Origin of the sequence: Campylobacter hyointestinalis subsp. hyointestinalis (assembly GCF_013372145.1) — a bacterium.
GTDB lineage: Bacteria > Campylobacterota > Campylobacteria > Campylobacterales > Campylobacteraceae > Campylobacter > Campylobacter hyointestinalis.
The window spans coordinates 501,199-527,806 of sequence record NZ_CP053827.1; the positions used below are offsets into that span (position 1 = coordinate 501,199).

General features: G+C 35.0%; 26 protein-coding genes. 22 read left to right on the top strand and 4 right to left on the bottom strand.

What is annotated here, in order from left to right; genetic code table 11:
* Position 1: 1 nt before the first annotated feature.
* The 5 genes from guaB (at position 2) to CHHT_RS02695 (ending at position 4,196) form a co-directional block, all read left to right on the top strand.
* Complete coding sequence (gene guaB, locus CHHT_RS02675) at positions 2–1,453, top strand: IMP dehydrogenase (protein ID WP_074898799.1); 1,452 nt, start codon at positions 2–4, stop codon at positions 1,451–1,453.
* Positions 1,453–2,559, top strand: coding sequence for a homoserine O-acetyltransferase MetX (metX, locus tag CHHT_RS02680; RefSeq protein ID WP_034962597.1), 1,107 nt, complete (start codon positions 1,453–1,455; stop codon positions 2,557–2,559). The genes guaB and metX overlap by 1 nt, the downstream gene beginning before the upstream one ends.
* Positions 2,550–2,741 carry an exodeoxyribonuclease VII small subunit gene (gene xseB, locus CHHT_RS02685; RefSeq protein ID WP_034962598.1) on the top strand — a complete coding sequence of 64 codons (192 nt, stop codon included), beginning with the start codon at positions 2,550–2,552 and terminating at the stop codon, positions 2,739–2,741. Before metX ends, xseB begins: the two co-directional genes overlap by 10 nt.
* On the top strand, positions 2,734–3,531 hold the full coding sequence (locus tag CHHT_RS02690) for a carbon-nitrogen hydrolase family protein (RefSeq protein WP_034962599.1): 798 nt from the start codon (positions 2,734–2,736) through the stop codon (positions 3,529–3,531). Before xseB ends, CHHT_RS02690 begins: the two co-directional genes overlap by 8 nt.
* A 110-nt stretch (positions 3,532–3,641) precedes the next feature.
* The gene (locus tag CHHT_RS02695) at positions 3,642–4,196 is read left to right on the top strand and encodes an SCO family protein (protein ID WP_034962600.1); all 555 of its coding nucleotides are present in this window, start codon (positions 3,642–3,644) and stop codon (positions 4,194–4,196) included.
* Here CHHT_RS02695 and CHHT_RS02700 read toward each other — a convergent pair.
* Positions 4,193–5,299 carry an FtsW/RodA/SpoVE family cell cycle protein gene (locus CHHT_RS02700; protein WP_034962601.1) on the bottom strand — a complete coding sequence of 369 codons (1,107 nt, stop codon included), beginning with the start codon at positions 5,297–5,299 and terminating at the stop codon, positions 4,193–4,195. The genes CHHT_RS02695 and CHHT_RS02700 overlap by 4 nt on opposite strands.
* A gap of 51 nt (positions 5,300–5,350) precedes the next feature.
* Between CHHT_RS02700 and CHHT_RS02705 the strand changes: the two genes are divergently transcribed.
* The 15 genes from CHHT_RS02705 to CHHT_RS02775 all read left to right on the top strand — a co-directional run bounded on the left by CHHT_RS02705 (position 5,351) and on the right by CHHT_RS02775 (position 21,152).
* Positions 5,351–6,334, top strand: a complete 984-nt coding sequence (locus tag CHHT_RS02705; protein ID WP_034962602.1) for an RluA family pseudouridine synthase — start codon at positions 5,351–5,353, stop codon at positions 6,332–6,334.
* Entirely contained in the window at positions 6,255–7,472 is a 1,218-nt protein-coding gene (locus CHHT_RS02710; protein WP_034962603.1) for a fibronectin type III domain-containing protein, read from the top strand. The genes CHHT_RS02705 and CHHT_RS02710 overlap by 80 nt, the downstream gene beginning before the upstream one ends.
* Positions 7,472–8,647: a tRNA (guanosine(46)-N7)-methyltransferase TrmB gene (gene trmB, locus CHHT_RS02715; RefSeq protein ID WP_034962604.1), complete on the top strand. Its 1,176-nt coding sequence runs from the start codon at positions 7,472–7,474 to the stop codon at positions 8,645–8,647. The genes CHHT_RS02710 and trmB overlap by 1 nt, the downstream gene beginning before the upstream one ends.
* Positions 8,632–9,303, top strand: a complete 672-nt coding sequence (locus CHHT_RS02720) for a cell division ATP-binding protein FtsE (protein WP_034962605.1) — start codon at positions 8,632–8,634, stop codon at positions 9,301–9,303. Before trmB ends, CHHT_RS02720 begins: the two co-directional genes overlap by 16 nt.
* On the top strand, positions 9,290–10,099 hold the full coding sequence (locus CHHT_RS02725) for a cell division FtsX domain-containing protein (protein ID WP_034962606.1): 810 nt from the start codon (positions 9,290–9,292) through the stop codon (positions 10,097–10,099). The genes CHHT_RS02720 and CHHT_RS02725 overlap by 14 nt, the downstream gene beginning before the upstream one ends.
* Positions 10,100–11,299 carry a murein hydrolase activator EnvC family protein gene (locus tag CHHT_RS02730; RefSeq protein ID WP_034962607.1) on the top strand — a complete coding sequence of 400 codons (1,200 nt, stop codon included), beginning with the start codon at positions 10,100–10,102 and terminating at the stop codon, positions 11,297–11,299.
* 55 nt (positions 11,300–11,354) lie between these two features.
* Positions 11,355–12,071 (top strand): UMP kinase, encoded by a 717-nt coding sequence (gene pyrH / locus CHHT_RS02735; protein ID WP_034962608.1) that lies wholly within the window; start codon positions 11,355–11,357, stop codon positions 12,069–12,071.
* Between the two features lie 12 nt (positions 12,072–12,083).
* Positions 12,084–12,305, top strand: coding sequence for a DNA-directed RNA polymerase subunit omega (locus tag CHHT_RS02740; RefSeq protein WP_034962609.1), 222 nt, complete (start codon positions 12,084–12,086; stop codon positions 12,303–12,305).
* Positions 12,289–14,487, top strand: a complete 2,199-nt coding sequence (locus tag CHHT_RS02745; protein ID WP_034962610.1) for a RelA/SpoT family protein — start codon at positions 12,289–12,291, stop codon at positions 14,485–14,487. The genes CHHT_RS02740 and CHHT_RS02745 overlap by 17 nt, the downstream gene beginning before the upstream one ends.
* A 3-nt stretch (positions 14,488–14,490) precedes the next feature.
* Positions 14,491–15,699 carry a tyrosine--tRNA ligase gene (gene tyrS, locus CHHT_RS02750; protein ID WP_064019678.1) on the top strand — a complete coding sequence of 403 codons (1,209 nt, stop codon included), beginning with the start codon at positions 14,491–14,493 and terminating at the stop codon, positions 15,697–15,699.
* Positions 15,699–16,811, top strand: a complete 1,113-nt coding sequence (locus CHHT_RS02755) for a nitronate monooxygenase (protein WP_034962611.1) — start codon at positions 15,699–15,701, stop codon at positions 16,809–16,811. The genes tyrS and CHHT_RS02755 overlap by 1 nt, the downstream gene beginning before the upstream one ends.
* Positions 16,795–18,240, top strand: a complete 1,446-nt coding sequence (locus CHHT_RS02760; protein WP_034962612.1) for an N-acetylmuramoyl-L-alanine amidase — start codon at positions 16,795–16,797, stop codon at positions 18,238–18,240. Before CHHT_RS02755 ends, CHHT_RS02760 begins: the two co-directional genes overlap by 17 nt.
* Positions 18,237–20,060 carry a bifunctional tRNA (5-methylaminomethyl-2-thiouridine)(34)-methyltransferase MnmC2/FAD-dependent 5-carboxymethylaminomethyl-2-thiouridine(34) oxidoreductase MnmC1 gene (gene mnmC, locus CHHT_RS02765; RefSeq protein ID WP_034962613.1) on the top strand — a complete coding sequence of 608 codons (1,824 nt, stop codon included), beginning with the start codon at positions 18,237–18,239 and terminating at the stop codon, positions 20,058–20,060. Before CHHT_RS02760 ends, mnmC begins: the two co-directional genes overlap by 4 nt.
* Positions 20,061–20,124: 64 nt before the next feature.
* Positions 20,125–20,658 carry a hypothetical protein gene (locus CHHT_RS02770; RefSeq protein ID WP_034962614.1) on the top strand — a complete coding sequence of 178 codons (534 nt, stop codon included), beginning with the start codon at positions 20,125–20,127 and terminating at the stop codon, positions 20,656–20,658.
* Positions 20,659–20,696: 38 nt separating this feature from the next.
* Positions 20,697–21,152, top strand: coding sequence for a GNAT family N-acetyltransferase (locus tag CHHT_RS02775; RefSeq protein ID WP_034962615.1), 456 nt, complete (start codon positions 20,697–20,699; stop codon positions 21,150–21,152).
* Between the two features lie 43 nt (positions 21,153–21,195).
* On the opposite strand, the gene ppa is transcribed toward CHHT_RS02775, so the two are convergent.
* Genes ppa through aspS form a run of 3 tightly spaced genes read right to left on the bottom strand, consistent with a single transcriptional unit; the run spans position 21,196 to position 24,045 of the window.
* A complete protein-coding gene (gene ppa / locus CHHT_RS02780; RefSeq protein WP_034962616.1) occupies positions 21,196–21,714 on the bottom strand; it encodes an inorganic diphosphatase in 519 nt (172 codons plus the stop codon).
* 4 nt (positions 21,715–21,718) lie between these two features.
* Positions 21,719–22,294 carry an adenylate kinase gene (locus CHHT_RS02785; protein ID WP_034962617.1) on the bottom strand — a complete coding sequence of 192 codons (576 nt, stop codon included), beginning with the start codon at positions 22,292–22,294 and terminating at the stop codon, positions 21,719–21,721.
* Entirely contained in the window at positions 22,291–24,045 is a 1,755-nt protein-coding gene (aspS, locus tag CHHT_RS02790; protein ID WP_034962618.1) for an aspartate--tRNA ligase, read from the bottom strand. Before aspS ends, CHHT_RS02785 begins: the two co-directional genes overlap by 4 nt.
* A gap of 170 nt (positions 24,046–24,215) precedes the next feature.
* Here aspS and CHHT_RS02795 point away from each other — a divergent pair, with 170 nt between their 5' ends.
* Together CHHT_RS02795 and CHHT_RS02800 are read left to right on the top strand one after the other, a co-directional pair.
* The gene (locus CHHT_RS02795; protein WP_034962619.1) at positions 24,216–25,079 is read left to right on the top strand and encodes an NAD(+) kinase; all 864 of its coding nucleotides are present in this window, start codon (positions 24,216–24,218) and stop codon (positions 25,077–25,079) included.
* Entirely contained in the window at positions 25,069–26,592 is a 1,524-nt protein-coding gene (locus CHHT_RS02800; protein ID WP_034962620.1) for an AAA family ATPase, read from the top strand. Before CHHT_RS02795 ends, CHHT_RS02800 begins: the two co-directional genes overlap by 11 nt.
* Positions 26,593–26,608 lie beyond the last annotated feature (16 nt).

Here is a 26,608-nt window from a genome sequence, read left to right on the forward strand (position 1 = left end):
GATGAAGATAGTTAAGAGAGCTTTGACTTTTGAAGATGTATTGTTGATGCCACAATATTCTGAAATTTTACCGAAACAAGTTGATGTATCGTCTAAATTTAGTAGAAATATCACTTTAAATATACCTCTTGTTTCAGCTGCTATGGATACTGTTACTGAGCATAGAACTGCTATTATGATGGCAAGGCTTGGAGGCATCGGAGTAATCCATAAAAATATGGATTTAGAAAGCCAGATAAAAGAGGTAAAAAGAGTTAAAAAAAGTGAAAGCGGCGTCATCATCGATCCTATATTTATAAACCCAAACGCTACTATAAGAGAAGCTCTTGAGCTAATGAGTGAGTATAGGATATCTGGTGTTCCTGTAGTAGATGATGATAATATCCTTATAGGGATTCTTACAAATAGAGATTTAAGATTCGAAAATGATTTTAGTAAAACGGTTGAGTACGCGATGACTAAAGCTCCTCTTATTACTGCCCCAAAAGGCTGCACTTTAGATGACGCCGAAAAGATATTTTCTACAAATAAGGTTGAAAAACTTCCTATTGTAGATGAAAACGGAAAATTAGAAGGGCTGATAACTATAAAAGATCTTAAAAAAAGAAAAGAATATCCAAACGCAAATAAAGATAAATTTGGACGTCTTAGAGTCGCTGCGGCTATAGGCGTAGGACAGATAGATCGCGCTATATCTTTAGCAAAAGTTGGAGTTGATGCTCTTGTTATGGACTCTGCTCACGGACATTCAAAGGGTATTATCGATACTTTAAAGCAGATAAAAGAGCAGATAAAAGATGTTGATATCGTAGTAGGAAACGTAGCAAATCCAAAAGCCGTAAAAGATCTTATAGCCGCAGGAGCTGATGCCGTAAAAGTAGGCATAGGACCTGGTTCTATCTGCACTACTCGTATAGTTTCAGGAGTCGGCGTTCCTCAGATCACTGCTATAAGTGATTGTTCTGAAGCCGCGCGTGGAAGTGGAGTACCTATCATAGCAGATGGTGGTATAAAATACAGTGGGGATTTTGCAAAAGCTTTAGCCGCAGGAGCTGATTGTATAATGGTAGGAAGCTTGCTTGCAGGGTGCGATGAAAGCCCTGGAGAGCTAGTTACTTTTCAAGGAAGACAGTACAAAAGCTACAGAGGTATGGGTAGTATCGGAGCTATGACAAGAGGTAGTAGCGATAGATATTTTCAAGAAGGAACAGCACAAGATAAACTAGTCCCTGAGGGTATCGAAGGCAGAGTTCCATACGCTGGAAGTATAAAACAAGTACTTCATCAGTTGGTTGGAGGTCTTAGAAGCTCTATGGGGTATTGTGGAAGCAAAGATATACGTACTTTCCAAGAAAAAGCTGAATTTGTAGAGATAACTAGTGCCGGACTTAAAGAGAGCCATGCTCACGATGTCATAATCACACAAGAAGCACCAAATTATAGAGTTAATTAGTGAAAATTTCTACTCACATTGCTCACTTTGATGAACCGCTTTATTTAGAAAGCGGTCGAATTTTAAGCGAGTTTGATCTCGCTTATGAAACATATGGTGAGTTAAATACCGATAAATCAAACGTAATCGTAGTTTGTCACGCTCTTACAGGAAGTCACCACGCCGCAGGGCGTTACGCAAATGAGAGTAAAGCTGGCTGGTGGGATGCACTAATAGGTGACTCTAAAGGCATCGATACGACTAAATTTTTCGTAATCTGTGTAAATATTTTAGGTAGTTCGTTTGGATCTACAAGCCCACTTAGCATAGAGCCTAGTACAAATAAAGAATACAGGCTTAGATTTCCAGTGCTTGTCATAAGCGACGTTGTAAAAGCCCAGATGAAACTTTTTGAGCGTCTTGGTATAAGGCAAGCCCACGCCGTCGTCGGTGGAAGTCTAGGTGGTATGCAAGCTTTGTGCTTTGCTATAGAGTTTCCAAATTTTGCTAAAAATGTCATAATGCTAGCTACGACTTATGCCACAAAACCGTGGGCTATCGCTTTTAATAAAATAGCTATAGAAGGCATAGTAAGAGATCCTGAGTTTAAAAACGGATATTATGATAAAGACGATATTGCTAAAAATGGACTTACTGGAATGGCGCTTGGAAGGATGGCTGGTCATATAAGCTTTCTTTCTCCGTACTCTATGGATGATAAATTTGGTAGAAATTATGTAGAAACGGATGGTCTTTACGAGCTTTTAGGAAGATATGAAGTTGATCGTTATATGGAATACAACGGACATAATTTTCCAAAAAGATTTGATCCGCTTAGCTATTTGTATATAACTAAAATGATGAATAACTTTGATTGTACAAGGCATTACAATACTCTTGAAGAAGCGATGAGTCTCATAAAGGCAAAGGTTCTTTTGATCTCATTTGACGGAGATATTTTATTTCCTTCTATACTTATGAAAGAGATGTATGATGCATTTTGTAATATAGGAAGAAAAGATCAGGTAAAATATATCTGCATAAATAGCAACTACGGTCACGACGCGTTTTTGGTCGAAGTAGATAAGATAGATATGTATATAAAAAAGGCTTTAGAATGCAATTAGAAACTTTTGAAGAGAAAATAGAAAAACTAGATGATCTGCTAAAAAAATTGAATGATGAAAATATAAATCTTGCTGATAGCGTAAATTTGTACAAAGATGGCATAAAACTTGTAAAAGAAGCTAGGCAGATCTTAGAGAGCTCAAAGCTCATTATAAAAGAAGTCGGAGAAATAGATGGCTAAAATTTGCGCCTTACAGCTCAGCACTTTGGCGATGAGTGATTCTAGGATAGATTATTATTTAAAACTAGCAAAAGAGCATGGAGCTTGCGTGGTTGTGTTTGGAGAATACGTTTTAAATTCTTTTTTTACAGAATTAGTTAAAATGCCAAGCTCAATGCTAAAAGAACAAAGTGAGCATAAACGAGCTTCGCTTTGTAATTTGGCTAAAAAATACGACCTCACTATTGTAGCGCCTTTGATCATACATAAAAATGCAAAGTTTTATAAAGTCATAGCTAAATTTACTCGGCAAAGCACAAAGTACGAAGAACAAAATATCCTTATAAATTATCCGCATTGGGACGAAGCAAACTTTTTTGCAAATCAAAGACAAAATGGACTAAATTTAATGAGCTTTACCTGCGATAAATTCAAATTTGGCGTAATCTTTGGTTTTGAAGCACATTTTGATGCTGTTTGGCAAGAGTTGGCGCATAAAAAGGTTGATTGTGTCATAGTTCCTACTGCTTGTACTTTGAACTCAAAAGAGCGCTGGAATGAGCTTTTAAAAATGCGTGCTTTTACAAATAACGTTTATATTTTAAGAGCAAATAGACTAGGAAAAGCTAAATTTGATAAAATTCAATCCGAGTTCTATGGAAATTCTCAGCTCATATCTCCGCATGGCGATATTGTGAGTAGTCTTGATGAAAATGAGGGAATGCTTGTTTGTGAGCTAGATAAAAAAGTTTTAAACGAAGCTAAGAATATATGGAAATTTAGAGAAACTTCCGCTCATATCGATAAATAGTTGCTTAAATTTACCAAAATTTATTTTTTTAGATAATTTTCATATAATCAAATTATAATCTTAGCTGTGATACAATCTCAAATTCTATAAAGTATTATTAGGAGATTTATATGAAAAAGTTATTTTATTTTGCTTTTTTTGTTTTTGTAGTTTCTGGAGTTTATCTTTTAGTTAGCTATAACCTTAAGATCGCAAAGTACAACTTTACGGCTCAAAGTACAGATGGTGAAGTAAGTATGAAGAGCTTTGATGGGATGTATAAAATAGTCTATTTCGGATATGTCTTTTGCCCTGATGTTTGTCCTACAACTCTTACTTTGGTTTCTAGCGTACTTGATGATATAAAAGCAAAAGACGTAAAGATCTTGTTTGCTACTTTAGATCTACAAAGAGACGATATAAAAACATGCGATGAATTCGCAAAATATTTTTATAGGGACTCATCTTGTATAAGATTGGAAAATGGCGAACTAGATAAAGTTATAAACAAATACGGCGCAAAATACAAAATAGTAGATCTTAATGATTCTGTTATGAAGTATTCAGTAGCGCACAGTTCTTCTATATTTTTATTTGATAAAAAAGGTAGATTTGTTTCAGAAGTCACGAATTTAACTTACGACAATGTTAAAAAAGAGATACAAAATTTACTGATAAATTATTAAAATTTGATTTTTATAAACCTATAAGTAGGATCAAATCTAAATGTAAGCAAGTTTTGTAATATCCCAAAAAGCGCCATAAATGTTATAAAACTGCTTCCTCCATAACTATAAAACGGTAAAGGGATCCCGACAACTGGGGCAAATCCGATAGCCATAAATATATTTACGCTCACATATACAAACACAAGGATAGCTATCCCGCTAGTAACCGTTTTTGTAAAATAATCTTTTTTCAACTTATAGTTCATACTAAGAAGGTGAGCTATTAAAAAACCATATAAAAGTATGAGAGCCATTCCTCCGATAAATCCATGGCGCTCGATAGTATAAGCAAAGATAAAATCACTAGTTGCGATAGGTAAAAACTTAAATCTAGTCTGCGTAGCTTCTTCAGCAGATTTTCCGGTGATTCCGCCGTTTCCTATGGCTATGATGGATTGTTTTACTTGATAACTAGGCTCTTTAGAGATAAAATCAACTATGCGTTTTTTTTGATAGTCGTGTAAGCTCTCATAAAGTATAGGAGCAGATATCGCCGTGCAAGCTATAAGAACTATCCAAATTTTTTTATTTACGCCCACTATAAACAGCACTCCATATCCTGTTATAAGAAGCAAAAGTGCGGTTCCAAGATCTGGTTCTACTAAGATAAGACCAAAAGGAAGTAGTATGAAAAAACTGATCTTAAGGAATTGCTTTAGATTGTAGCCTTTTATATCGGGCGGATTTTTCTTTATCAAATACGCAAGCATAAGTACAAACGCTGGCTTCATAATCTCGCTTGGCTGTATAGTAAAATGTACAAAAGGGATCTCAAGCCATCTTTGAGCTCCAAGTTTGCTAACCCCAAAGATATCTACGCTGATTAGTAAAATAATATTTATCCAATAAACTGCTGGTATCAGCCATTCGATTTTTCTAATGGGAAGTAAGAAAAAAAATATAAAAAATAAAGAGCCTACACCGAAATAGACAAGTTGTTTGTTTGCTAACATCGTGCTTGCTTCTGAAACCAAACCGTATGATAAAACTATGATCGGTATGATCAAGATCGGCTGAACAAAATCGAAATGCGTTAAAATACGCTTGTCTAATCGTATCAAATTTAAACCTAAGAATTTTTTGGTAAAATTATATTAAAAAAAGGATTAATATTGAATGAATTTATCTCTAGTCGCTTAGGCAGACTAGATCAAATTCTCTCTTTAGAACTTAAGACTTCTAGAAATCAAATAAGCGAACTTATAAAAAATTCAAATGTTTTAGTAAATGATAAAATTTCAAATAAGCCGTCTTTTAAAGTTTTAGTAGGCGATAAGATCTGTTTTAATCTTCCAAAAAGAGCAGAAGAGATAGCCAAACAAAAAGTTGATTTTGATGTAGAAATTTTATACGAAGATGATGATATACTAGTAGTAAATAAGCCTGCAAATTTAGTCGTACATCCGGCTCCAAGCGTAAAAGAAGCGACTTTAGTAGAATGGCTAAAATCAAAAAATTATACGCTTTCAACTATAAATGCAGATGTTAGGGCAGGTATCGTTCATAGATTAGATCGTGGCACTAGCGGAGTTTTAGCAGTAGCTAAAAACAATGCCGCTCACGCAGCGCTGAGCGCTCAGCTAGCAGATAAAAGCATGGGGAGGATTTACTTAGCTCTTAGCGATCTTAGCTTAAAAGAAAATATCATAGTAGAAAAGCCTATAGGTAGAAATGAACAAAACAGGCTAAAAAAAGCAGTTGTTAGTGGCGGTAGATATGCTAAATCGGCATTTGCAAATATTATAGACGATGATGGCGTAAATTTGGTTTGTGCTAAGCTATTTACCGGTAGAACTCATCAGATAAGAGTACATTTAGCAAGTATAAATCGCCATATTTTAGGCGATAATTTATATGGTTTTAAGAACAAGATTGCTAAAATTAATAGAGTTATGCTGCACGCATATATTTTAAATTTAATACATCCAAAAAGCGGTAAGAAGCTAGAATTTGTAGCTGCATTACCACAAGATTTTTATGAAATTTTAAATACCAAATTTAACGAGGAGACTATAAATGAAAAAATTAATCCTAAATTTGTCGGCGCTATGTTTGATGGTTGCGATCAGTGGGTGTGCTCCAAGCTCGCCAAGTAAAGTAAATCCAAATTTGCCTACCATAAATAGTCTCAAAACTATCAGCGATATGACGCAAATAGCTTTTGAATGGACTCCTATCAATGATGAAAGCGTTAATGGCTACTACTTATACAGATCAAACCCAAACGATAATAATAAAATGGGAATGGTTGCTAAGATAAAAGATAGATTTTCAACTCACTACGTAGATACTGGTTTAGCGCCTTCTACTGAATACAGATATGATCTAAGAACATACGATAAAAACGGTAATGTTTCAAACGCCGGACAAAGCGTAGTCGCGACTACAGCAAAGCTCATAGAGTCTGTGTCGTTTGCTCAAGCGATCTATGGTTTGCCAAGCAGAGTAAAGATACTTTGGAGGCCTCATCCAGATGCTAGGGTAGCGTCTTATCTTATAGAAAGAAATGACATATCAAGCGATAAATGGTATCAGATAGCAACCGTAAAAGGTAGGTTAAATGCCGAATATATCGATGATGGCTTAGATCCAAATCATAACTACAGATATAGGATATTTGTAAAGACTGTTGATGGCATAACATCAGGTCCAAGCCAAGTGATATCTGCTCAAACAAAGGCGTTGCCAAATTTGGTTACAAATGTGAGCGCGACGACGAATTTACCTAAAAAGATAACCTTAACATGGGATCCAAATACAAACGACGATTTTTCTCATTTCGTGGTTTACAGGTCGTCAAATAAGATATTTCCACTTATGAAGCTTGCTGAGACTACCGCTACTGAATATACTGATCTTATCAATGAAAATGGTGCTCAAATGTATTATAAAGTTACTGCTATAGACAAAGATGGATTAGAGAGTCCAAAACAGCAAAACGACGTAGTCGGAAGTACGCTAACAGCGCCAAAAGCGCCACATATTACAGGTGCAAATTTTAACGGTTTGAGTATAGATCTAAGTTGGGACTCTGGAAGTGACTCTAGGAGTGTGAAATACACCATACTAAAATCAGGTCCAAGCGGAGATGAGGTTTTACAAGATATAGTAAGCAACGAGTACAGCGACTCAAATATCCAAATGGGCGGTAAATATATTTATAAAATTATCGGCGTTGATGAATACGGTATAAACTCAGACGAATCAAAACAAGCTGTCGTAGAAGCTAAGTAATGCCAAATTTCATAGCCGCAAATTTAAAAGATACCCCTTATCCTTTCGGAGAAAAAAACGTTTCATTTATCTGGAGCGCAGATGATGAGAGTGAGAGTCTTGTCTATACAAAATCAAACGAAAGCGAATTTTTTCTAACTGTAAAAAAAAGAGAAAACGACTATGTTATAAAGGGCGAAAAGATAACTCGCCCAGCGTCTCTTGGGCTTTTGCAAAGTGCTTTGGTATGCTATAGAGATCTAAATACGTCTAACATAAAGAGCGAAGCCATTGCTATAAAAAATGATAAACAGTTAGAAAAAAAAGAGTATATTTTTAACGATAAAGAGTTTTTAGAATATCTTCGCACTTCTAAATTTAAAAAAATATATATAGAGATAGGTTTTGGTAGCGGCAGACATCTTTTATATCAAGCTAAAGAAAATCCGGGCGTCCTAATAGTCGGCATAGAAGTCTATAAGCCTTGTGTAGAGCAAGTAAATAATCTTGCGGCTAGTTTAAATTTAAAAAACGTGATTCTTTTAAATTTAGACGCTAGGCTAGTTTTGTCTTTAATAGGATCAAATCTAGTAGATAAGGTATTTTTACATTTTCCTATTCCGTGGGAAAAATCCGAAAAGAGAAGAGTAGTTAGCGCATCATTTGCTAGTGAAGTTCAAAGGATTTTAAAGGTGTCCGGTAAATTTGAGCTAAGAAGCGACGATAGGGGATATAGCGATTTTACTATATCTCATTTTTTAAATTTAGATGATAGCCAAATTCAAATCTATAAAAATAGATTTTTAGAAGTATCTAGCAAATACGAAGATAGATGGATAAGACAAAATAAAGATATCTATGATGTTATCTTTACGAATTCCATAAATTCGAAAATGCAAAACTTGGATGGGGATTTTGAATTTGGAAAAGTTGATGAGAGCTTTGTTTTGTCTAAATTTAAAAATACCATTTTCAAAGAAGATAATTATTTTGTGCATATCGAAAGACTTTATAAGAAAAAGTCAGGCGGTGTTCTTATAAGGGTCGCTTTTGGATCTTTTTATCGCCCTGAACATTGTTATATTTTAGTAGAAAATGATTTTGCGGATTACTTTATCAAAAAACCTCTTTTAACACCTGAAAATTTAAAAGCACACCAAAAAATAAGGGAGTATTTGACTTGCAAAACATTGTAGAGGCTAGAAATTTAACGATCTCTTATGAAAAAAATTTGAACGTTATAAATAACGTTAGCTTTGATATAGGCGTTAGCGATTTTGTATTTATAACTGGAAAAAGTGGAAGTGGCAAATCAACTCTTTTAAAATCTATGTACGGCGATATAGGCATAAATAGCGGTAGTATGAATATCTGTCTGAACGAGCTAAATGGTATAAGCCGTTCAAATTTAGCGCTTCTTAGACAAAAAATTGGCATTATTTTTCAAGATTTTAGGCTTATAAATGAGTGGAATGTTGAGAAAAACGTGATGCTTCCTTTGATCATCAAAGGTTATAATCAATCAGTATGCCAAAAACAAGCCGCGAAGCTTTTAAAACATGTAAATTTACTTCATAAAGCCGACAAATTTCCTTTAGAGCTTAGTGGCGGTGAGCAGCAGCGTGTCGCAATGGCAAGATCAATAGCTCATAATCCTCAGCTTTTGCTTTGCGATGAGCCTACTGGAAGCTTAGATGAGTATTCAAGTGATGTTATTTGGTCGCTTTTAAAGTCCGCAAAAGAAGGACTTGGAACTTGTGTTGTTGTAGTTACGCATAAAATTCCATCAAGTCTTAGGATGGCATATAGACATCTTGAACTGGTCGGCGGAGTGATAAATGAGATCGTTTAAAAATCATATCGGCGTTATATTCCCCTTAGTCATACTGCTTTTTGGAGTAGAGTTTAGCCTGATGGTAAATAAGATCGTGCAAAATTACGAATCGGCTATGGGAAATGATTATAACATTATCATAGTCAGTCAAAATGAGCTAAACGCTACTGTTTTAAAAGATGAAATAAATACATTTAAAGAGATAATTCCGCTTGATACAAAAAGTGTTTTAGATAGACTCAAAGAGGATATCTCGGCAAAAAATTTATCTATATTGGGTAATGCTTTACCAAAGTTTTATTCGCTTAAATTAAACAGCTTTCCTAGCTCAAAATATATGAAAACTATAAAAGATAAACTGCTTAAGATAGAAGGCGTAAAAAAAGTCGAAACGTTTTCTAAAACGCATGATAAAATTTATAAAATGCTTGTTTTATCAAAAAAGGTATTTGAATGCTTTATCGTCATTACCTCTCTTATGGGTATCGCGCTCATCTTTAAACAGATGAAAATTTGGCTTTATGAGCATAAGCGTAGAGTTGAGATTATGACGCTATTTGGAGCTCCATATTGGCTAAAATCAGCGATGCTTTATAAACTAGCTATTATCGATAGTGTGTTTGCAACTGTTTTAGTTATAGCGATATACGCTGTTTTACCAAATTTAGATATCGTAAATAGTACTATTTTTGGACTAGGTTTTGATATACCTAGTTTAGATCTAGCTACTGATAGCGCTATTTTATTTGGTGCTTCGATAATCGTATCTATAGTAGCAGTTAGTTTAGTAATGTTAAAATCAAGAGACAACTAGATGCTGAAATTTTTATTTTGTATCTTTTTTACGCTAAGTCTTTTTGGCGCTAGCGTGGCTGATAAAATTCAAGATAAGCAAGATACATTAAAATCGGCTAAAAAGCTTGAAACTCAGCTCAATAAAAAAATAGAAGAGCTAGCCAGTGATATCATAAAAGGCGAATCTAGTGTAAAAGAGACAGCAAAACAGATAGAAGAGCTCTCAAAGCAAGTTACCGAGCTAGAGAGTAAAGCCCAGAGTGCAAATAGCGAGCTAAACGAGCTAAGCGCACAAAATGAAGGTCTTGTAAAAAATCAAAAAGATATGGAAAAAAAGCTGATTCGCATCATCAGCGAGGACTTTGCTTATGATCTTATCGCCCCAAACGAGTATGAAGAGAGCGAAGAGAGCATCATAGCAAATGAGGTTTTAGATAAGTTAAACTCAGTTATGAAAGACGAGTTTAAAAAGCTCGCAAAAGACTACGAGAGTACTTTAAATTTGATAAAAACAAAATCAGATAAGATCGGAATCATAAAGTCAGATCTTAGAGAATTTAAGCTAAAAGCATTAAAACTTAAAGGATTGCAAAATAAGCAAAAAGATAATCTTGAGAGTCTAAAGCAAGACAAAGAGATATATTCCAAAAAATTAGCAGATATTCAAAATCAACAAGATGAGCTTAGAAAAACGCTTGAACAGCTTCAAATTTTGGCTAAAAAACAGAGTCAAAAAACAGAGTCAAAAACCGAGTCTAGTGCAACTCAAAACTCAAAAGGCGACATAAAACAGTTTGGCTCTAGCTACCAAACGAGCAATGTTAAAAAATATACGGGCGAAAAAACAATAGCCCCGCTTGATGATTTTATAGTTAAACAAAAATTCGGAGACTACGTCGATCCTATCTACAATATCAAAATCTTTAATGAATCAGTAGTCCTTCGCTCAAAACAAGGCGATGCAAAGGTCAAAAGCGTATTGCCCGGCACTGTTGTATTTGCTAAAGATACTGCTGTTTTAGATAAAGTCGTTATAGTAGAAAATAGCGGAGGTATACATACGATATATGCTCATCTTGATAAGATAGCTCCGACGATAAAAGTAGGCAGTAAGGTAAAACAAGGTTATGTTATAGGTAGAGTAAAGCAAGATCTTACGTTTGAAGTTACTCAAAAAAGTTATCATATAGATCCGCTTGAGCTTATAAGCCTTAAGTAAGTTAAAAAATATTAAAGAGTTTTTAGATATAATTAGCAATTTTCAGGAGATAGATATGGGCGATAAGAAAAGGGTTTTGGTCAAATTTTCAGGCGAAGCGTTAGCTGGTGAAAATGGTTTTGGTATAGATACACATATTCTTAAATTTATAGCAAGCGAGATAAAAGAGTTAGTTCTAAATGATGTCGAAGTCGGTATAGTCATAGGCGGGGGAAATATTATTAGGGGCGTGAGTGCTGCAAAAGATGGCATCATAAAAAGAACGAGCGGAGATCATATGGGAATGCTTGCGACTGTTATCAACGCCATAGCTATGAGAGAAGCTTTGGAGCATAGTGGGATTAGCGTAAGAGTTCAAAGCGCCATCAAAATGGAAGCTATATGCGAGACGTTCATCATGGGCAGAGCCGGACGTCATTTAGAAAAAGGTCGCGTTGTGATATTTGCTGCAGGAACAGGAAATCCGTTTTTTACAACAGATACGGCTGCTACTCTTAGAGCCATTGAGATAAGTGCAGATATGATCATAAAAGCCACAAAAGTAAATGGCGTGTACGATAAAGATCCGATGAAATTTATAGATGCGGTTTTACTAAATGAGATAAGTTATGAAAAAGCTATGGATGATAGTATAAAAGTTATGGATGATACAGCAATAGCGTTAGCAAAAGACAATAAACTTCCGATAGTAGTTTGTAATATGTTTGAAAAAGGGAATTTATTAAAAATTATTAACGGCGATTATTCTAACTGCTCAGTAGTTAAAAATTAATAAGGAGACTAAATGCAAAGAACAGAAGAAATAGCATCAAAAGCATTAAATGCGGTTGATAATGATAGGTATAAATTATCTTTACTTGTAGCAAAAAGAGCCGAAGCATTAGCCGAGGGCGATGCTCCGCTTGTAAAATTAGATAATGCAAAAATGAAATTTACGGATATCGCGCTGCGTGAGATAGCTGAGGGAAAAATCGCATTAGAGGGATTAGTTGAATCAAATAAATAGTGAGCAATTATTAGAACAACTCATAGAAGAGGTTGTCCTTTGTAAAAATATAGAGTCCGCTAAAGATGTTCTGTATTCGGTAGCCAAACCTACTGGTATGCTTCTTAAAGCAGTAGATTATTGCGTGCGTTTGCATGATGGACAGTTTAGAAAAAGCGGTGAGCCTTACGCCATACATCCTATACTTGTGTGCTCATTTGTAGCGCATATGGGCGCGGACGAAAGTATGCTCATAGCTTCGCTTTTGCACGACGTTGTCGAAGATACAGAGTGCAGTGAAGATGAGGTTAAATTTGAGTTTGGGCAAGAGGTTATGAATTTAGTAAGAGGACTTACAAAGATAGTAGCCATAAGAGAAAATGAGCTCGTAAGTTCTAATTCTAATGAAAAACTAGCTGCTTCTGCACTTACTTTTAGAAAAATGCTTTTAGTATCTATAGAAGATGTTAGAGTGCTTGTTATAAAGCTTTGTGATAGACTTCATAATATGCTTACTCTTGGCGCTTTAAGACCAGATAAACAAAAACGTATAGCAGAAGAAACTTTGGTAGTTTATGCCCCTATCGCTCATAGACTAGGTATCTCCTCTCTTAAAAATATACTAGAAGATCTCAGCTTTAAATATGTACTCCCAAATGAATACGCGGTTATTGATTCATATATAAATGAACATAAACAACAACTTCAGCTAAAGATAAACTCTTTTAGCCAAAAAGTTAGTGAAAAGCTGCTCACAAATGGTTTTACGGAAGATAGTTTTGAAATTCAAAAACGTATAAAACATTATTATTCTATCTACTTAAAAATGCAAAGAAAAGGTATTAGTATGGAAGAGGTCTTGGATCTCTTAGCTGTTCGTATTTTAGTACAAAATCCAAAAGATTGTTATTTGGCGCTTGGAATTTTACATATGAACTTCAATCCTTTGATATCTAGATTTAAAGATTACGTCGCTTTGCCAAAACAAAATGGCTATCAAACCATACACACTACTATTTTTGATAATAAAGCTATCATAGAAGCTCAGATCAGAACATTTGATATGCATAAAACCGCAGAGTACGGCGTAGCCGCTCACTGGAAATACAAAAACGGAGGCCTTATCTCTCCAAAACTCGACTGGCTAAGTGATATAAGCTCAGTTGAGAGTGAAGAAAGAAGCATAGAGGATCTTTATGAATATGCTAAAGATAGTTTGTACGTAGAAGATATCGCCGTGTATTCGCCAAAAGGTGGAATTTTCACACTTCCTAGAGGTGCGACGGCACTTGATTATGCTTACGAAATCCACTCAGAAGTCGGACTCCACGCAAAAGAAGCTTATGTAAATAGGGTAAGAGTACCTCTTTTGACTGAGTTAAAAAATGGAGATATAGTTCGCATCGTGACAGGCGATGAAGCTCATTATCGCTGTTCATGGCTTACTAGCGTTAAAACAGGAAAGGCAAGAGCTACGATCAGAAACTTTTGCAGGCAAAAGATCAGAGATATAAATTATCAAGTTGCTGTAGATATTTTAGTCGGTATATTTAATATGCAAGAATCCAAAATATTAGATTGGCTTGAAAAAGAAAATTTAAGTAAAAAAATATCGCGTGCCGCAACCGATTCGGTTTATCTTCAAGATGTTGTAAATGCTCTAAAAAAATATCCTAAAGAAGATAAGCTTTTTGGACTTGGTTTTGCAAATAAATATGAAGTTAAAAAACAAAAATTTGACAATATCGTAGTGTATTCAAATCATAAAATAAATGCTGTTGAGTTTGATTATTGCTGTAATCCAAAAAGAGGAGATGATATCATCGGCTTTAGATCTGGGCACAATGTAGTAGTTCATCATAAGCTTTGCGAAAGAGCGGCTAAATTTATGGAAAATAAAGACGAGATGATATTTGTCAAATGGACAAGAAATGCCCCACATCGCTACAAAGTAATCCTTAGCATAGAAAATAAAAGAGGAAGTTTGGCTGCATTTTTGACATATTTAGCTAAATTAAATGTCGATCTAGTAACGATCACTTTAAATGAAAGCGATGATTCTGTGGCTGGTGATTACTTTGATGTTACGATAGAATTAAATGAAAATTTAGATAGTAATGCTATAAGAGATAGACTAAAAGAGAGATATAAGATAGTTGAGTTTAAATCTCTATCTGATGCTTATCATAATCAAGGAGAGTAAAGTATGGCCGATATAAATGCTATAATGCAAGAGATCAAAAAAGGCGTTGCCGAGATAATAGACTTTGCGCGCATAGAAACTTTGATAAAAAATTATTATGAGAATGGTGCAAATTTTTATATAAAAGCAGGTTTTGATCCGACTGCTCCTGATCTACACTTAGGACATACAGTAGTTTTAAATAAAATGGCACTTTTGCAAAAACACGGCGGTATAGTTCAGTTTTTGATAGGTGATTTTACAGCTAAGATCGGAGATCCTACTGGTAAAAGTGTAACTAGAAAAATTTTAGATGACGAGACTATAGCTAAAAATGCAAAGACGTATAAAGAGCAAGTTTTTAAGATTTTAGATGAGAGCAAAACTGAGGTTATGTTTAACTCGACTTGGCTAAGCACGCTAGGCGCAGATGGACTGATAGCTCTTGCAAGCACCTTTAATGTAGCTAGAATGCTAGAGCGCGACGACTTTACGAAACGCTATAAAAACGAAACTCCTATAGCCATAAGCGAGTTTTTATATCCTCTCTTACAAGGTTATGATAGCGTAGCTATGAAATGCGATATAGAAATGGGCGGAACCGATCAAAAATTTAATCTTTTAATGGGTCGCACTCTTGGACGAACGTACAGTATAGGCAAAGAACAAGCTATTATTATGATGCCGTTACTAGTAGGGCTAGATGGCGTAAATAAAATGAGTAAAAGCCTTGGAAATTATATAGGTGTAACAGAAAATCCAAACGATATCTTTGCTAAAACTCTTAGTATAAGCGATGAACTTATGTGGGTTTGGTATGAGCTTTTAAGCTCAAAAAGTATTGATGAAATATCAAATTTAAAGCTATCTGTAGAAAGAGGCGAGGCTCATCCTAAAAAAGTAAAAGAAGACCTTGCTTTAGAGATAACTGCTAGATTTTACGATGAACAAACAGCAGCTAATGCTAAGAGTGAATTTGATAAAGTTCATGCCAAAAAAGAGCTTCCTAGTGATATGCCTGAGTTTGAAATGAATACAGACGAAGTCTGGATAGTAGAGGCGCTTAGTTATTGTGGGCTTAGTTCTAGTAACGCAGAAGCTCGTCGTCATATAAAAGCAAATGCAGTTAGCGTAGATCAACAAAAAATAGGAGATGAGCAGCTTAAGCTTACCAAAGGTGAGTATATTTTGCAAGTCGGCAAAAGAACGTATGCAAAATTAAAGGTAGTGTAATGGAACTAAAAAGCGTAAAAATAGGAAAATACGAAATAAAATACCCGATTATTCAAGGCGGTATGGGACTTGGTATCAGCTGGGATAAGCTCGCTGGAAACGTTAGCTTAAATGGCGGTCTTGGCGTTATCAGCTCAGTGGGCACCGGATACTACGAAAATAGAAGCCATATCAAAAAAGAGATAAATAATAAACCTTACGATAGCGAAAACTTCTACTCTAAAGAGGGATTTAAAGCTATTATAGATAATGCTAGAAAGATATGCGGTGATAAACCTTTGGCCGCAAATATAATGTGCGCTAGCAATGACTATGCTAGGATAGTAAAAGATGCTTGTGAACACGGTATCAATATCATCATTTCAGGCGCTGGACTTCCTACAAATTTACCAGAACTCACAAAGGGCTTCAAGGATGTTGCGTTAGTACCTATAGTAAGCTCTGCAAAAGCACTTAAAATAATATGCAAAAGATGGCATCTAAGATATGAAAAGCTTCCTGACGCAGTTGTGTTAGAAGGTCCTTTAAGTGGTGGACATCAAGGATTTACTTATGAGCAGTGTGTTGATCCAGAGTTTCAATTAGAAAAACTTATAGAGCCAGTCGTCAAAGAAGCTAGCGAATGGGAAAAGATAGGCGGAAAGCATATCCCTGTTATGGCTGCTGGTGGAATTTGGGATCACGAAGACATAGCAAAAGCTATAAGCTTAGGTGCAAGTGGTGTACAAATGGGGACTAGATTTATCGGAACTTTTGAGTGTGATGCTAGTGATAATTTTAAAAGCGTTCTAATAAATGCTAAAAAAGAAGATATAAAGCTTATAAAAAGTCCTGTCGGATATCCTGCTCGTGGCGTTAGAACAAATTTAATAGAGCTTGTAGAAAAAAGAACCGGACCGAAAATTCAGTGTATAAGCAACTGCGTGAGTCCTTGTTGTCGTGGTAAAGAAGCTAAAGAAGTAGGGTATTGTATAGCTGATCGTCTTTATGACGCTTACGCCGGCAATAAAGATACAGGGTTATTTTTCACCGGAGCAAATGGATATAGATTAAAAGAGATAATTAGCGTGAAAGATCTAATAAAAAAGTTGGTATATGGGGAAAATAGTTAAGCTTTTTTTATTATTTCTTAGTGCGATGTACCTATTTGGCGCTGATATTGATGCAAGCATTAAAGAATTTGACAGCAAATTTAATACTTCTAATAAAGAAGGCAAGCTAAATATTTATCAAAACCTTAGAGGTACATATATACAATCCATAATCAAAGATAATGAAAGCTTAAAACTAGAAACATTGGAGCGTTTAGTAAAAAGTGCAAAAGAGCTAGGTATTGATTATCAAAGCTATGAAAAGGAGCTAAATACTTATAAAAAAACAGTTTCTCAAACTAATACTAAAACAAACAAACCCCAAATAGCTAAAAAACAGCCTGTGGAAACAGAGCAAAAATCGGAAAAAAATAAAACTTTCAAAATAACACAAATTTCAAGCGATCAAAATAAAATTATTTTAAATTTAAACTCACAAATATCAACGAGCGATATCAAATCTTTTAATCTAAGCTCGCAAAATACACATAGAAGAGTTTATGATATACAAGCTATATTGACATCTAAATCAAAAACTATAAAAAATTCATTTTCAGACGAGATCAGAATAAGTCAGTTTGATAAAGATAGCGTAAGAATAGTATTTTCAAATGAAAAGAAACAAGATATCTCTTTTGACATAGAAGAAAATAAAATAATCTTTTTTTTAGACGGCGAAGTAGCCTTAGAAGATACAAACAAAAAAACGCTTAAGCCCAGCAAGAGCGTACAACAAAAGCAAACCGTTGCTCTAAAAAAGAGCTTTAGGCAGACAAAAACTATAGTTTTAGATCCAGGACACGGTGGAAAAGATGCTGGAGCGGTAGGCTCAAGAACATTATATGAAAAAAATATAGTCTTAAATGTGGCTTTAAAAACTGGAAAAATACTAAAAGATATGGGCTATAAGGTTCATTATACTAGAGATAAGGATAAATTTATAGGACTTAGAAATAGAACTAGCTTTGCAAATGAAAAATTAGCTGATCTATTTATATCTATACACGCAAATGCCGCTCCAAATGCAAAAAAAGCAGATAGTATGCAAGGAATAGAAACGTTTTTTCTAAGTCCTACTAGGAGTGAGCGAAGTATGAGAGCAGCGAATTTAGAAAATAAATCAGATACCGATGAGATGAATTATTTTACTAAGCTTAGTTTCTTAAATTTTTTGAATCGCGAGAAGATCATAGCTTCAAATAAACTAGCTATCGATATCCAAACAAATCTTTTAAAGTCCGTTAGGACAAAATACACCGTGAGTGACGGTGGAGTCAGAGAAGCCCCTTTTTGGGTTTTGGTCGGCGCGCTTATGCCGGCTGTTTTGGTAGAAACTGGATACATAACTCATCCAAAAGAAGGAAAACTTCTTGCAAATGACGCTTATGCCACAAAGCTTGCCGAGGGTATAGCTGGTGGGATCGATGATTATTTCTTGAAAAATCAATGATAGAATTTAAGCAAGACGGACTTTACTCAAAGCGCTTTGATGACGTATATTTTAATACTCAAAATCCACTTTTAGAATGTTTTCATACATATAGTAGCGTGGTAGATGCCTTAGAAGGGTCAAATATCACTATCGCCGAAGCCGGATTTGGCGCTGGGCTGAACTTTTTTAGTACGGTTTCAAGTCTTAATGGTAAAAATCTTCATTATATCGCAATTGAGAAATACCCTTTTAATAAAGATGAATTAAGGCAAATTTACCAAAGATTTGAATGTTTTAGCAGATATTTTGACGAATTTATAAAACAATATGAAGTGTTACAAAATGCTTTAATACGTATAAATTTAGGTAAAGATATCATTTTAGATATATATTTCGGTGATATTTTAGAAGGACTTAAAGAGCTAAATTTCAAAGCAGACGCTTGGTATCTTGATGGATTTACGCCTGCTAAGAATCCACAGATGTGGAGCGAAGAGTTATTTGGAGCTATAAAATATTTTTGTAAAAATGGAGCTATCATTAGGACTTTTAGCAGTGCTAGCATTGTAAGGCTTAGGCTTTTAGACGCTGGATTTAGCGTAAAAAAGCTAAAAGGATTTGGTAAAAAACGTGAAATGTTAGAAGCTATTTGTGTTAAAGAGTATCAAAAGCCGCAAAATTGGTACTCTCTTCCTGCTATAGATAAATTTACGAATGTACTTGTGATAGGTGGCGGAGTTGCAGGGCTAGTAAGCGCTACTAAATTTAAAAAAGCCGGCTTTAATGTTGTCGTAGCTGAGAAAATGAATGAGGTCGCGACAAATGGAAGCTCGAATTTAGCAGGTATTTTGATGCCTCTTATCACTTTGCCGACTACGGTGCTAGGGCTTATGCATATGAGTGCGTTTTTAATGGCGAGAAATTTTTATAAAAATAGTGAATTTAGTGATTTTTGTGGTGTGGATGATTACGGCGTAAGTGAACTTCAATTAAAAAGATTTGAAGAATGGGGACAAAATGGTATCTTTGAGCTGACAAAAAACTCGTCTTTGTATCCATCGGCTTTTATAAAAAGTGCGGCTCAGCTTATGCCAAAATCATTATGTAGTGATCTTGCAAAGAGCCTTGATGTAAAATTTGGATATGAATTTGCTGGTTTAAAGAAGAGTGGTGATGGGTATTTAGTAGAGTTTAAAAATCAAAAGCGGGTATCTGCGGATTTAGTTATATTTGCTATGGGGGATAAAAGTAATTATCTTTTTAACGAAGTATTTTATGATAAGTATATGCAGCTTAGCAGCGTAAGAGGGCAAGTTACGCATATCAAAAACGGTATAGATCTAGAGCGTCCATTTAGTGCGAAAGGTTATGCTTGCAAAAGTGTAAATGGGGTTCAAGTTATCGGCGCGACATATGATAGAAATGATTTTACGTCTTGTGCTAGAAGTAAGGATAATGAAAAAAATATAGCTGATATCAGTGAGTTTTTGATAGGTAAAAATGTAGATATCATAGGCTCAAACGTAGGATTTCGCGGATATAGTGGCGATAGATCTCCTTTGATAGGTGCGGTTCATGACGCTTTGAAATTTAAAGAAATATATAAGAGTCTTCTTTGGACAAAAAACCGTGAAAATCACGCTGGGGCTGTTCATCATCAAAACATACTTATAAGCTCAGCTCACGGTTCGCGTGGTCTTTGCACGGCTGTTTTTGGAGCAGAAATCTTACTAGATATGGCTCTTGGTCGTCAGATTTGCACTACAAAAAGTATATTAGATAGTCTAAACCCTGCTAGATTTTTAGTTCGTAAGCTTAAAAAAGGTCTTGTAAAATAAAGATATAAATTATCCTATATTTATTATTTTTTTATATAATCGCTCAAAAAAATAAAGGCTAAAAATGCATTGGTTGGATTGTGAGATAGTCGTAGTAGAGATAGATGGGAGATTTTTTGCGCTTAATGGCTGGGATGGCGAGTGTTACTCAAGATGCTGGGAATGCGGCGAAGAAAAAGACGGTAGGTTTCATAAAATCATCGGAGTAGATACATATAAGATCACACCGCGCTTTAAAGATAAATTTGTGTTAGAAAAAAATCCACTTATTGGAACAAGCGACGATTTAAAAGAACAGATGTTTAAAAGTTTGCTTCCTTATATGGGGCAGGCAAATACTATAAGCGGCGAGATACTTCGCGCAGTGCAGTTTATAGAACAAAGCTTAAGCAAAAAAGCAAATATAAGTGGCGCTCTTAAATTTCTATCTTTAAATTTAAAAGAAAGATCTTGTTTGGATATACTAGGCGAGATAAAAAACGGAGATTTTTCAAATTTTTTAGCATTGAAACAAATGGTTGAAGATATCGTTTTTAAGCAGTATGAGAACAATGATTTAGAGATGAACTCTGATGATTTTGAAGATATGAATGACTAGATTTTCAAATCATCAAAGCTGATAAAAGTAAAAAATAAATGAAAATAGTAGAAATAAAAGATAGAAATCCACTCTTGATAGAACGCCTTGTAAATGTTTGGGAAGATTCACTTAGAAAAACACATCTTTTTTTATCTGATTTAGAAATAGAAAATATAAAAAGATACGTTCCACAAGCACTGCTTGGTGTTTCAAATTTGATTGTTTTAGAAGATGAAAAAGAAGACATCGCAGCATTTATGGGGATAGAAAATCAAAAAATAGAGATGCTGTTCGTCGCATCAAAAAAGCAAAATAAAGGTCTTGGAAAGAAGCTTGTATGTTATGGTATAACCAAATACTCCATTAACGAACTTTGCGTAAATGAGCAAAATCCTCTAGCCAAAGGGTTTTATGAGCATATTGGTTTTCGTGTTTATAAAAGGTCTGATAGCGACGAGCAGGGCAATCCATATCCTATTTTATATATGAAACTAGCGCAAATAAGGGATTAAACTGTAAATTTAAAGGCGCTAAGTAGCGCCGTTTTAAATTTAGTTATTTGTAGTTTTTGATAGCTTTATCTAAAATCTCTTCAGCTGATTTAGCATCTTCAAAGCCTTTTACTTTTACCCATTTTCCAGGTTCTAGTAGTTTGTAAGTCTCAAAGAAGTTTTTTATGCGATTTAGCGTAGCTTCGCTAAGGTCGCTTATAGAGTGTATATCAGCGTATCTTGGATCTATCTTAGTAACAGGAACTGCTAAAAGTTTTTCATCCATTCCAGACTCATCTTCCATAACTAAAACGCCTATCAAACGGCAAGGTATCACGCTACCTGCTTGAAGTGGATATTCGTTTAGCACTAAAATATCTGCTGGATCGCCATCATCAGCCAAGGTATTTGGCACGAAACCGTAGTTTGCAGGATAGAACATAGCTGAGTATAAAACCCTATCTACGACTACGGCACCGCTATCTTTATCGATTTCGTATTTGATATTTGAGCCAAATGGGATTTCTATAACTGCATTTAGTTTGTCTGGGTTGCTTCCGAATTTGATTTTGCTTATATCCATTATTTTATCCTTTGATTAAGTTTTCGATTAAATTTTTCATATCCGCTACTATCGTTTCTATAGTACGTTCGCCATTTATCGTGTGAAGTAGTTTTTTGTCATTATAAAATGCACGTATTTCCTTTATAGGGTCAAGATATACTTTCATTCTATTATTAAATACTTCATTATTATCATCGGCTCCGCGAGCTCTACCTAAAACCCTGTTTCTTGCTACTTCTTCGCTTACATCTACTTCGATGACGCCATCAAGCATAACTTCGCTTTGGGAAGCTAAAACTCTATCAAGCTCTCTCATTTGCTCAAGACTTCTTGGATATCCGTCTATCAAAATATAGTTTTTATCACTTGATCTTATAGCTGAGATGATGGCGTTTACGACTACTTCTAAAGGAACTAAATTTCCTTTAGATATAAAGCTGTCGATAAGCTTTCCTAGTTCACTTCCACTCGCAACTTCGGCTCTTAAAAGATCTCCTGTTGAATAATGCGCAAATTTAGTGTCATTCGCTGCTATCATACTCGCATCAGTTGTTTTGCCACTTCCAGGCGCTCCGATGATTAAAAATAATTTTTTCATTTAGTTTCCTTCCCTTTAAGTCTAAGTCCTAGCTCTCTTAATTGCTCATTTGATACTTCGCTAGGAGCCTTTGTCATAGGGCAGCTTGCGCGCTGAGTTTTAGGAAATGCTATGACATCTCTTATACTGGCTGATTTGGTGACAAGCATGATAAGTCTATCAAGACCTATAGCAAATCCACCGTGTGGAGGCGCACCAAAACTAAGAGCGTCAAGTAAAAATCCAAATTTTTCTCTTTGCTCTGCTTCATCTATTTTTAGTAGTTTAAATACTTTTTGTTGGATATCGTTTTTATGAATTCTAATACTTCCGCCGCCAAGTTCTACGCCGTTTAGAACGACATCATAAGCTATACTTGTTATATCTTCAAGATCTTCTTCATCTGGATTATTTGGCATAGTAAATGGATGATGCATCGCAGAGTAGCTACCGTCGTCATTTTGTTCAAACATAGGGAAATTTACTACCCACAAAAACTCAAGTTTGTTCTCGTCTATGATGCCAAGCTCGTTTGCAAGGAAAACTCTAAATCTTCCCATATAATCAAGCACGGTTTTTTTATCTCCGATACCAAAAAATACGACGTCTCCAGTTTTGAGATCGCATCTTTTGATGAGCTCATCTACTTGCTCTTGTTCGAAGAATTTGGTTAGTGGTCCTTTTAGTCCGTCTTCTTTAACTTGTATAAAAGCTAGTCCTTTTGCTCCAAATTTACGTACGAATTCTTCAAAACGTTGCATTTGGCGTTTGCTAAAGATATTATCTCCGCCTGGGACTTTTATAGCTTTTGCGCGGTTTTTCTTTGGATTTTGTGCAGGAGTGCTGAAAATTTCGTTATTTGATTTTGCAAATATATCTATGACATCGACCATAGGTAGATCAAATCTCAAGTCTGGTTTATCGCTACCGTAAGTCTCCATAGCGTCTTTGTACTCCATTCTTTTAAACGGAGTTACGATGTTATGCCCACAAGCGGCAAATATATCTTTTAGAACCTCTTCGCCGACTTTTATCACTTCTTCTTGCGAGCAAAAGCTCATCTCGACGTCGATTTGTGTAAATTCTGGTTGGCGATCTGCTCTTAGATCTTCATCTCTAAAGCAACGTGCTATTTGAAAGTATTTATCAAATCCAGCACACATCAAAAGTTGTTTGAAAAGCTGCGGACTTTGCGGAAGTGCATAAAAACTTCCCGGATATACGCGGCTAGGTACTAGATAATCCCTTGCTCCCTCAGGAGTAGCGCGAGTCAAAATAGGAGTTTCTACTTCTAAAAATCCTAGTCTATCAAGAGCATTTCTACACGCTATAGAAGCTTTTGATCGTAGTTTAAATTTATCAAAACTTTCAGTGTTTCTAAGATCTAAAAAGCGGTATTTCAAGCGGATATCTTCGCCGACATTGTTATCGCCGATAACAAACGGAAGTGCGGCGCTCTCGTTTTCTATACATAGCTCATCTACTACGACTTCAATCTTGCCTGTTTTGAGCTTTGGATTTACTAGATCTGCTCCTCTTGCTCTTATGGTTCCTGTAGCTTTTAAAACATATTCATCTCTTACTTTTGATCCTATTTCGTGTGCTGATTTGCTATCTTTTGGATCGCATACGAGCTGGATTAATCCGGTTCTATCTCTTAAGTCTATAAAAACGACACCGCCGTGATCGCGGTATGAATTTACCCAGCCGCAAAGCTGGACTTTTTTGCCTATATCGTTGCTGCTAAGGTCGGTGCAATAATGACTCCGCATATTTTGTCCTTTCTTATTTGTAAAAGCTATAATTATAATACAAGTTTTATAAATTTTTTATCAAATAGAATCGTTTTGAGTTTTAATTTGACATATTTAAATTCAGATAATACCTTTTTTGGTGTCATTTTTAAGCATATTTTTTATAAAATATTGGATTAGGAAAAAAAATGACAGAAATTCATAAAAATTTAAAAACTATCGGTATATCTACTAGAAATGCTTTAGAGCAAAAACAAGCAATAGAAATAATAGAAAAAATATTGAATGATTATGGTATAGAAATAGCATTAGAATCCAGAGTCGCAAAAGAGCTCGGCTTAACAGGATATAGCTTTGAAGAATTAGTAAAAAAAGCTCCACTCATAATCTCTATAGGCGGAGATGGAAATTTTATAGGGACTTGTAGAAAATGTGCAAATGCTAGTACTTACGTTTTTGGAGTTCATACCGGACATTTGGGATTTTTGACTGACGTCACTTTGGAAGATTTTAAAGGATTCATAAGCGAGTTTTTAAAAGGAAACTACACGGTAGAGCGTCCTTGTATGCTTGAAGCTAAATTTAAAAAAGATGGCAAAATAACTAAAAAATTTGCTTTTAACGACGTTGTTTTGATGAGACGCAAGATAGACTCGACGTCGCATATAGAGGCGTTTTTAAACGATGAGCATTTTAACTCATACTACGGCGATGGCGTTATAGTAAGCTCTGCGATGGGATCTACGGCTTATAATATGAGCGCAGGAGGAGCCATCATCTATCCGCTTTGTGAGGTTTTTAGTCTTACTCCTGTTTGCTCTCACAGTCTTACTCAACGCCCCTTGATACTTCCAAAAGAGTTTAAAGTAGAGTTTAAAAGCGAAGATGACGTTGTGGTTTTGATAGATGGACAAGACAGAAGTGATCTAAAAAATTATTCGAGCGTTGAGATAGGAATAAGCGATGTTTGGGTAAATTTAGTCAGGCACAAAAGCAGGGATTACTTTGGAGTATTGAAACAAAAATTAAGATGGGGACATAATGATAAGTAGAATTTATATAAAAAACCATCTTAGCTTTAAAGAAGTAGAGCTAGAGTTTGGAAATGGTTTGAGTGTATTTACTGGAGTTAGTGGAGCTGGAAAGTCGATTTTGATGAACGCTATTTTAGCAGTATTTGGCTTTAAAGACAGTGAAGCAAAGCTCATAGAAGCAGATGCTATATATGAGTTTGATATGAGTGAGTTTGGTATAGAAAGTAGTGAAATAAACAGTTTTAAACTTCTAAAAGATAAAAGCACTAGGTATTTTATAAATAATCAATCAGTATCTAAAAAAAATCTTTCGCTTATAGCAAGTAGCCATTTAAAATACCTAAGCGCAAAAGATATAAGCGAGTTTGAAAATAGTCGTTTGCTCGCGGTTTTAGATCATTTAGCATCAAATTTAGATCCGAATTTTACTGAAATTTTAAAACAATATAATGATAAATTCAGTAAATTTAACGAGATCAAAAAAGAGTTAGAAAAGATAAAACTAGAAGAAAAAAAGATAGAAGAACTCAAAGAATTCGCAAGTTTTGAGATACAAAAAATATCAAATATAAACCCGACGATAGGTGAGTTTGAAGAGCTTATTACGGCAAAAAAAAGACTTAGCAAAAAAGATAAGATTGAAGTTGCTTGGCAAAAAGCAGATGCCGTATTTGCTTATGAAAAAGCTGTGCTTGATGCATTGAATTTAAGCGATATCGATAGTAGTTTTTTTAGTGAGGCTTTAAATGAGCTAAAAATCGCAAGAAGTAGCGTAAATTTCGAAGATTTAGAAGATATGGATATAGAGCGTGTTCTTGATAGGATAGAGGATCTAAACGGACTAGTAAAAAGGTATGGTAGTATAGAAGAAGCTATAAATACCTTAAACAATAGAAAGATTGAGCTAGAAAGATATGAGAGAATCGAGTTTGAAAAAAGCGAACTTGAAAATGAGTTTAAAAAGGTAAATGATGAGATCTTAGGTCTAGCTAGTAAGATATCAGATGCTAGAAAAAGTTGTTTGGCTAAATTTAATGACACGTTAAATGGCTATTTGAGCGAGCTTTATATGGATAGCGCGACTCTTGATATAAAGCAAAAAGAACTCGTCGCAAACGGTTTTGATGAAGTTGTTGTAAATTTAAACAGTACGAATTTGAAAAATCTAAGTAGTGGTGAGATAAATAGACTCAGGCTCGCATTTATCGCTAGCGAAGCAAATATCACAGAGTTTGGAAATGGAGTTTTGATCCTAGATGAGATAGATGCGAATTTAAGCGGAAAAGAAGCTATGAGTATAGCAAACGTACTTTTAGAGTTAGCTCGTTTTTATCAAATTTTTGCGATTTCACATTTACCACAACTAAGCTCAAAGGCTCATCATCACTTTTTAGTGGAAAAAAATGGTGATGAAAGCAAAGTAAGAGCGCTTGATAAAGATGGGCGCATACGTGAGCTTTCAAGAATGATAAGTGGTGAGCATATCAGTGATGAAGCGACTATGTTCGCTAAAAAATTATTAAATATTTAAGGAGTTTATTTGAATA

Bases quoted from the DNA above. Each gene is read 5' to 3' on its own strand.
- mnmC (WP_034962613.1), top strand. From the start codon at position 18,237: ATGATAGAATTTAAGCAAGACGGACTTTACTCAAAGCGCTTTGATGAC.
- CHHT_RS02740 (WP_034962609.1), top strand. From the start codon at position 12,084: ATGCAAAGAACAGAAGAAATAGCATCAAAAGCATTAAATGCGGTTGAT.
- CHHT_RS02725 (WP_034962606.1), top strand. From the start codon at position 9,290: ATGAGATCGTTTAAAAATCATATCGGCGTTATATTCCCCTTAGTCATA.
- CHHT_RS02800 (WP_034962620.1), top strand. From the start codon at position 25,069: ATGATAAGTAGAATTTATATAAAAAACCATCTTAGCTTTAAAGAAGTA.
- ppa (WP_034962616.1), bottom strand. From the start codon at position 21,714: ATGGATATAAGCAAAATCAAATTCGGAAGCAACCCAGACAAACTAAAT.
- CHHT_RS02690 (WP_034962599.1), top strand. From the start codon at position 2,734: ATGGCTAAAATTTGCGCCTTACAGCTCAGCACTTTGGCGATGAGTGAT.
- CHHT_RS02730 (WP_034962607.1), top strand. From the start codon at position 10,100: ATGCTGAAATTTTTATTTTGTATCTTTTTTACGCTAAGTCTTTTTGGC.
- trmB (WP_034962604.1), top strand. From the start codon at position 7,472: ATGCCAAATTTCATAGCCGCAAATTTAAAAGATACCCCTTATCCTTTC.
- CHHT_RS02695 (WP_034962600.1), top strand. From the start codon at position 3,642: ATGAAAAAGTTATTTTATTTTGCTTTTTTTGTTTTTGTAGTTTCTGGA.
- CHHT_RS02795 (WP_034962619.1), top strand. From the start codon at position 24,216: ATGACAGAAATTCATAAAAATTTAAAAACTATCGGTATATCTACTAGA.
- xseB (WP_034962598.1), top strand. From the start codon at position 2,550: ATGCAATTAGAAACTTTTGAAGAGAAAATAGAAAAACTAGATGATCTG.
- tyrS (WP_064019678.1), top strand. From the start codon at position 14,491: ATGGCCGATATAAATGCTATAATGCAAGAGATCAAAAAAGGCGTTGCC.
- CHHT_RS02760 (WP_034962612.1), top strand. From the start codon at position 16,795: ATGGGGAAAATAGTTAAGCTTTTTTTATTATTTCTTAGTGCGATGTAC.
- pyrH (WP_034962608.1), top strand. From the start codon at position 11,355: ATGGGCGATAAGAAAAGGGTTTTGGTCAAATTTTCAGGCGAAGCGTTA.
- CHHT_RS02785 (WP_034962617.1), bottom strand. From the start codon at position 22,294: ATGAAAAAATTATTTTTAATCATCGGAGCGCCTGGAAGTGGCAAAACA.
- CHHT_RS02710 (WP_034962603.1), top strand. From the start codon at position 6,255: ATGAAAAAATTAATCCTAAATTTGTCGGCGCTATGTTTGATGGTTGCG.
- CHHT_RS02755 (WP_034962611.1), top strand. From the start codon at position 15,699: ATGGAACTAAAAAGCGTAAAAATAGGAAAATACGAAATAAAATACCCG.
- aspS (WP_034962618.1), bottom strand. From the start codon at position 24,045: ATGCGGAGTCATTATTGCACCGACCTTAGCAGCAACGATATAGGCAAA.
- CHHT_RS02770 (WP_034962614.1), top strand. From the start codon at position 20,125: ATGCATTGGTTGGATTGTGAGATAGTCGTAGTAGAGATAGATGGGAGA.
- CHHT_RS02775 (WP_034962615.1), top strand. From the start codon at position 20,697: ATGAAAATAGTAGAAATAAAAGATAGAAATCCACTCTTGATAGAACGC.
- guaB (WP_074898799.1), top strand. From the start codon at position 2: ATGAAGATAGTTAAGAGAGCTTTGACTTTTGAAGATGTATTGTTGATG.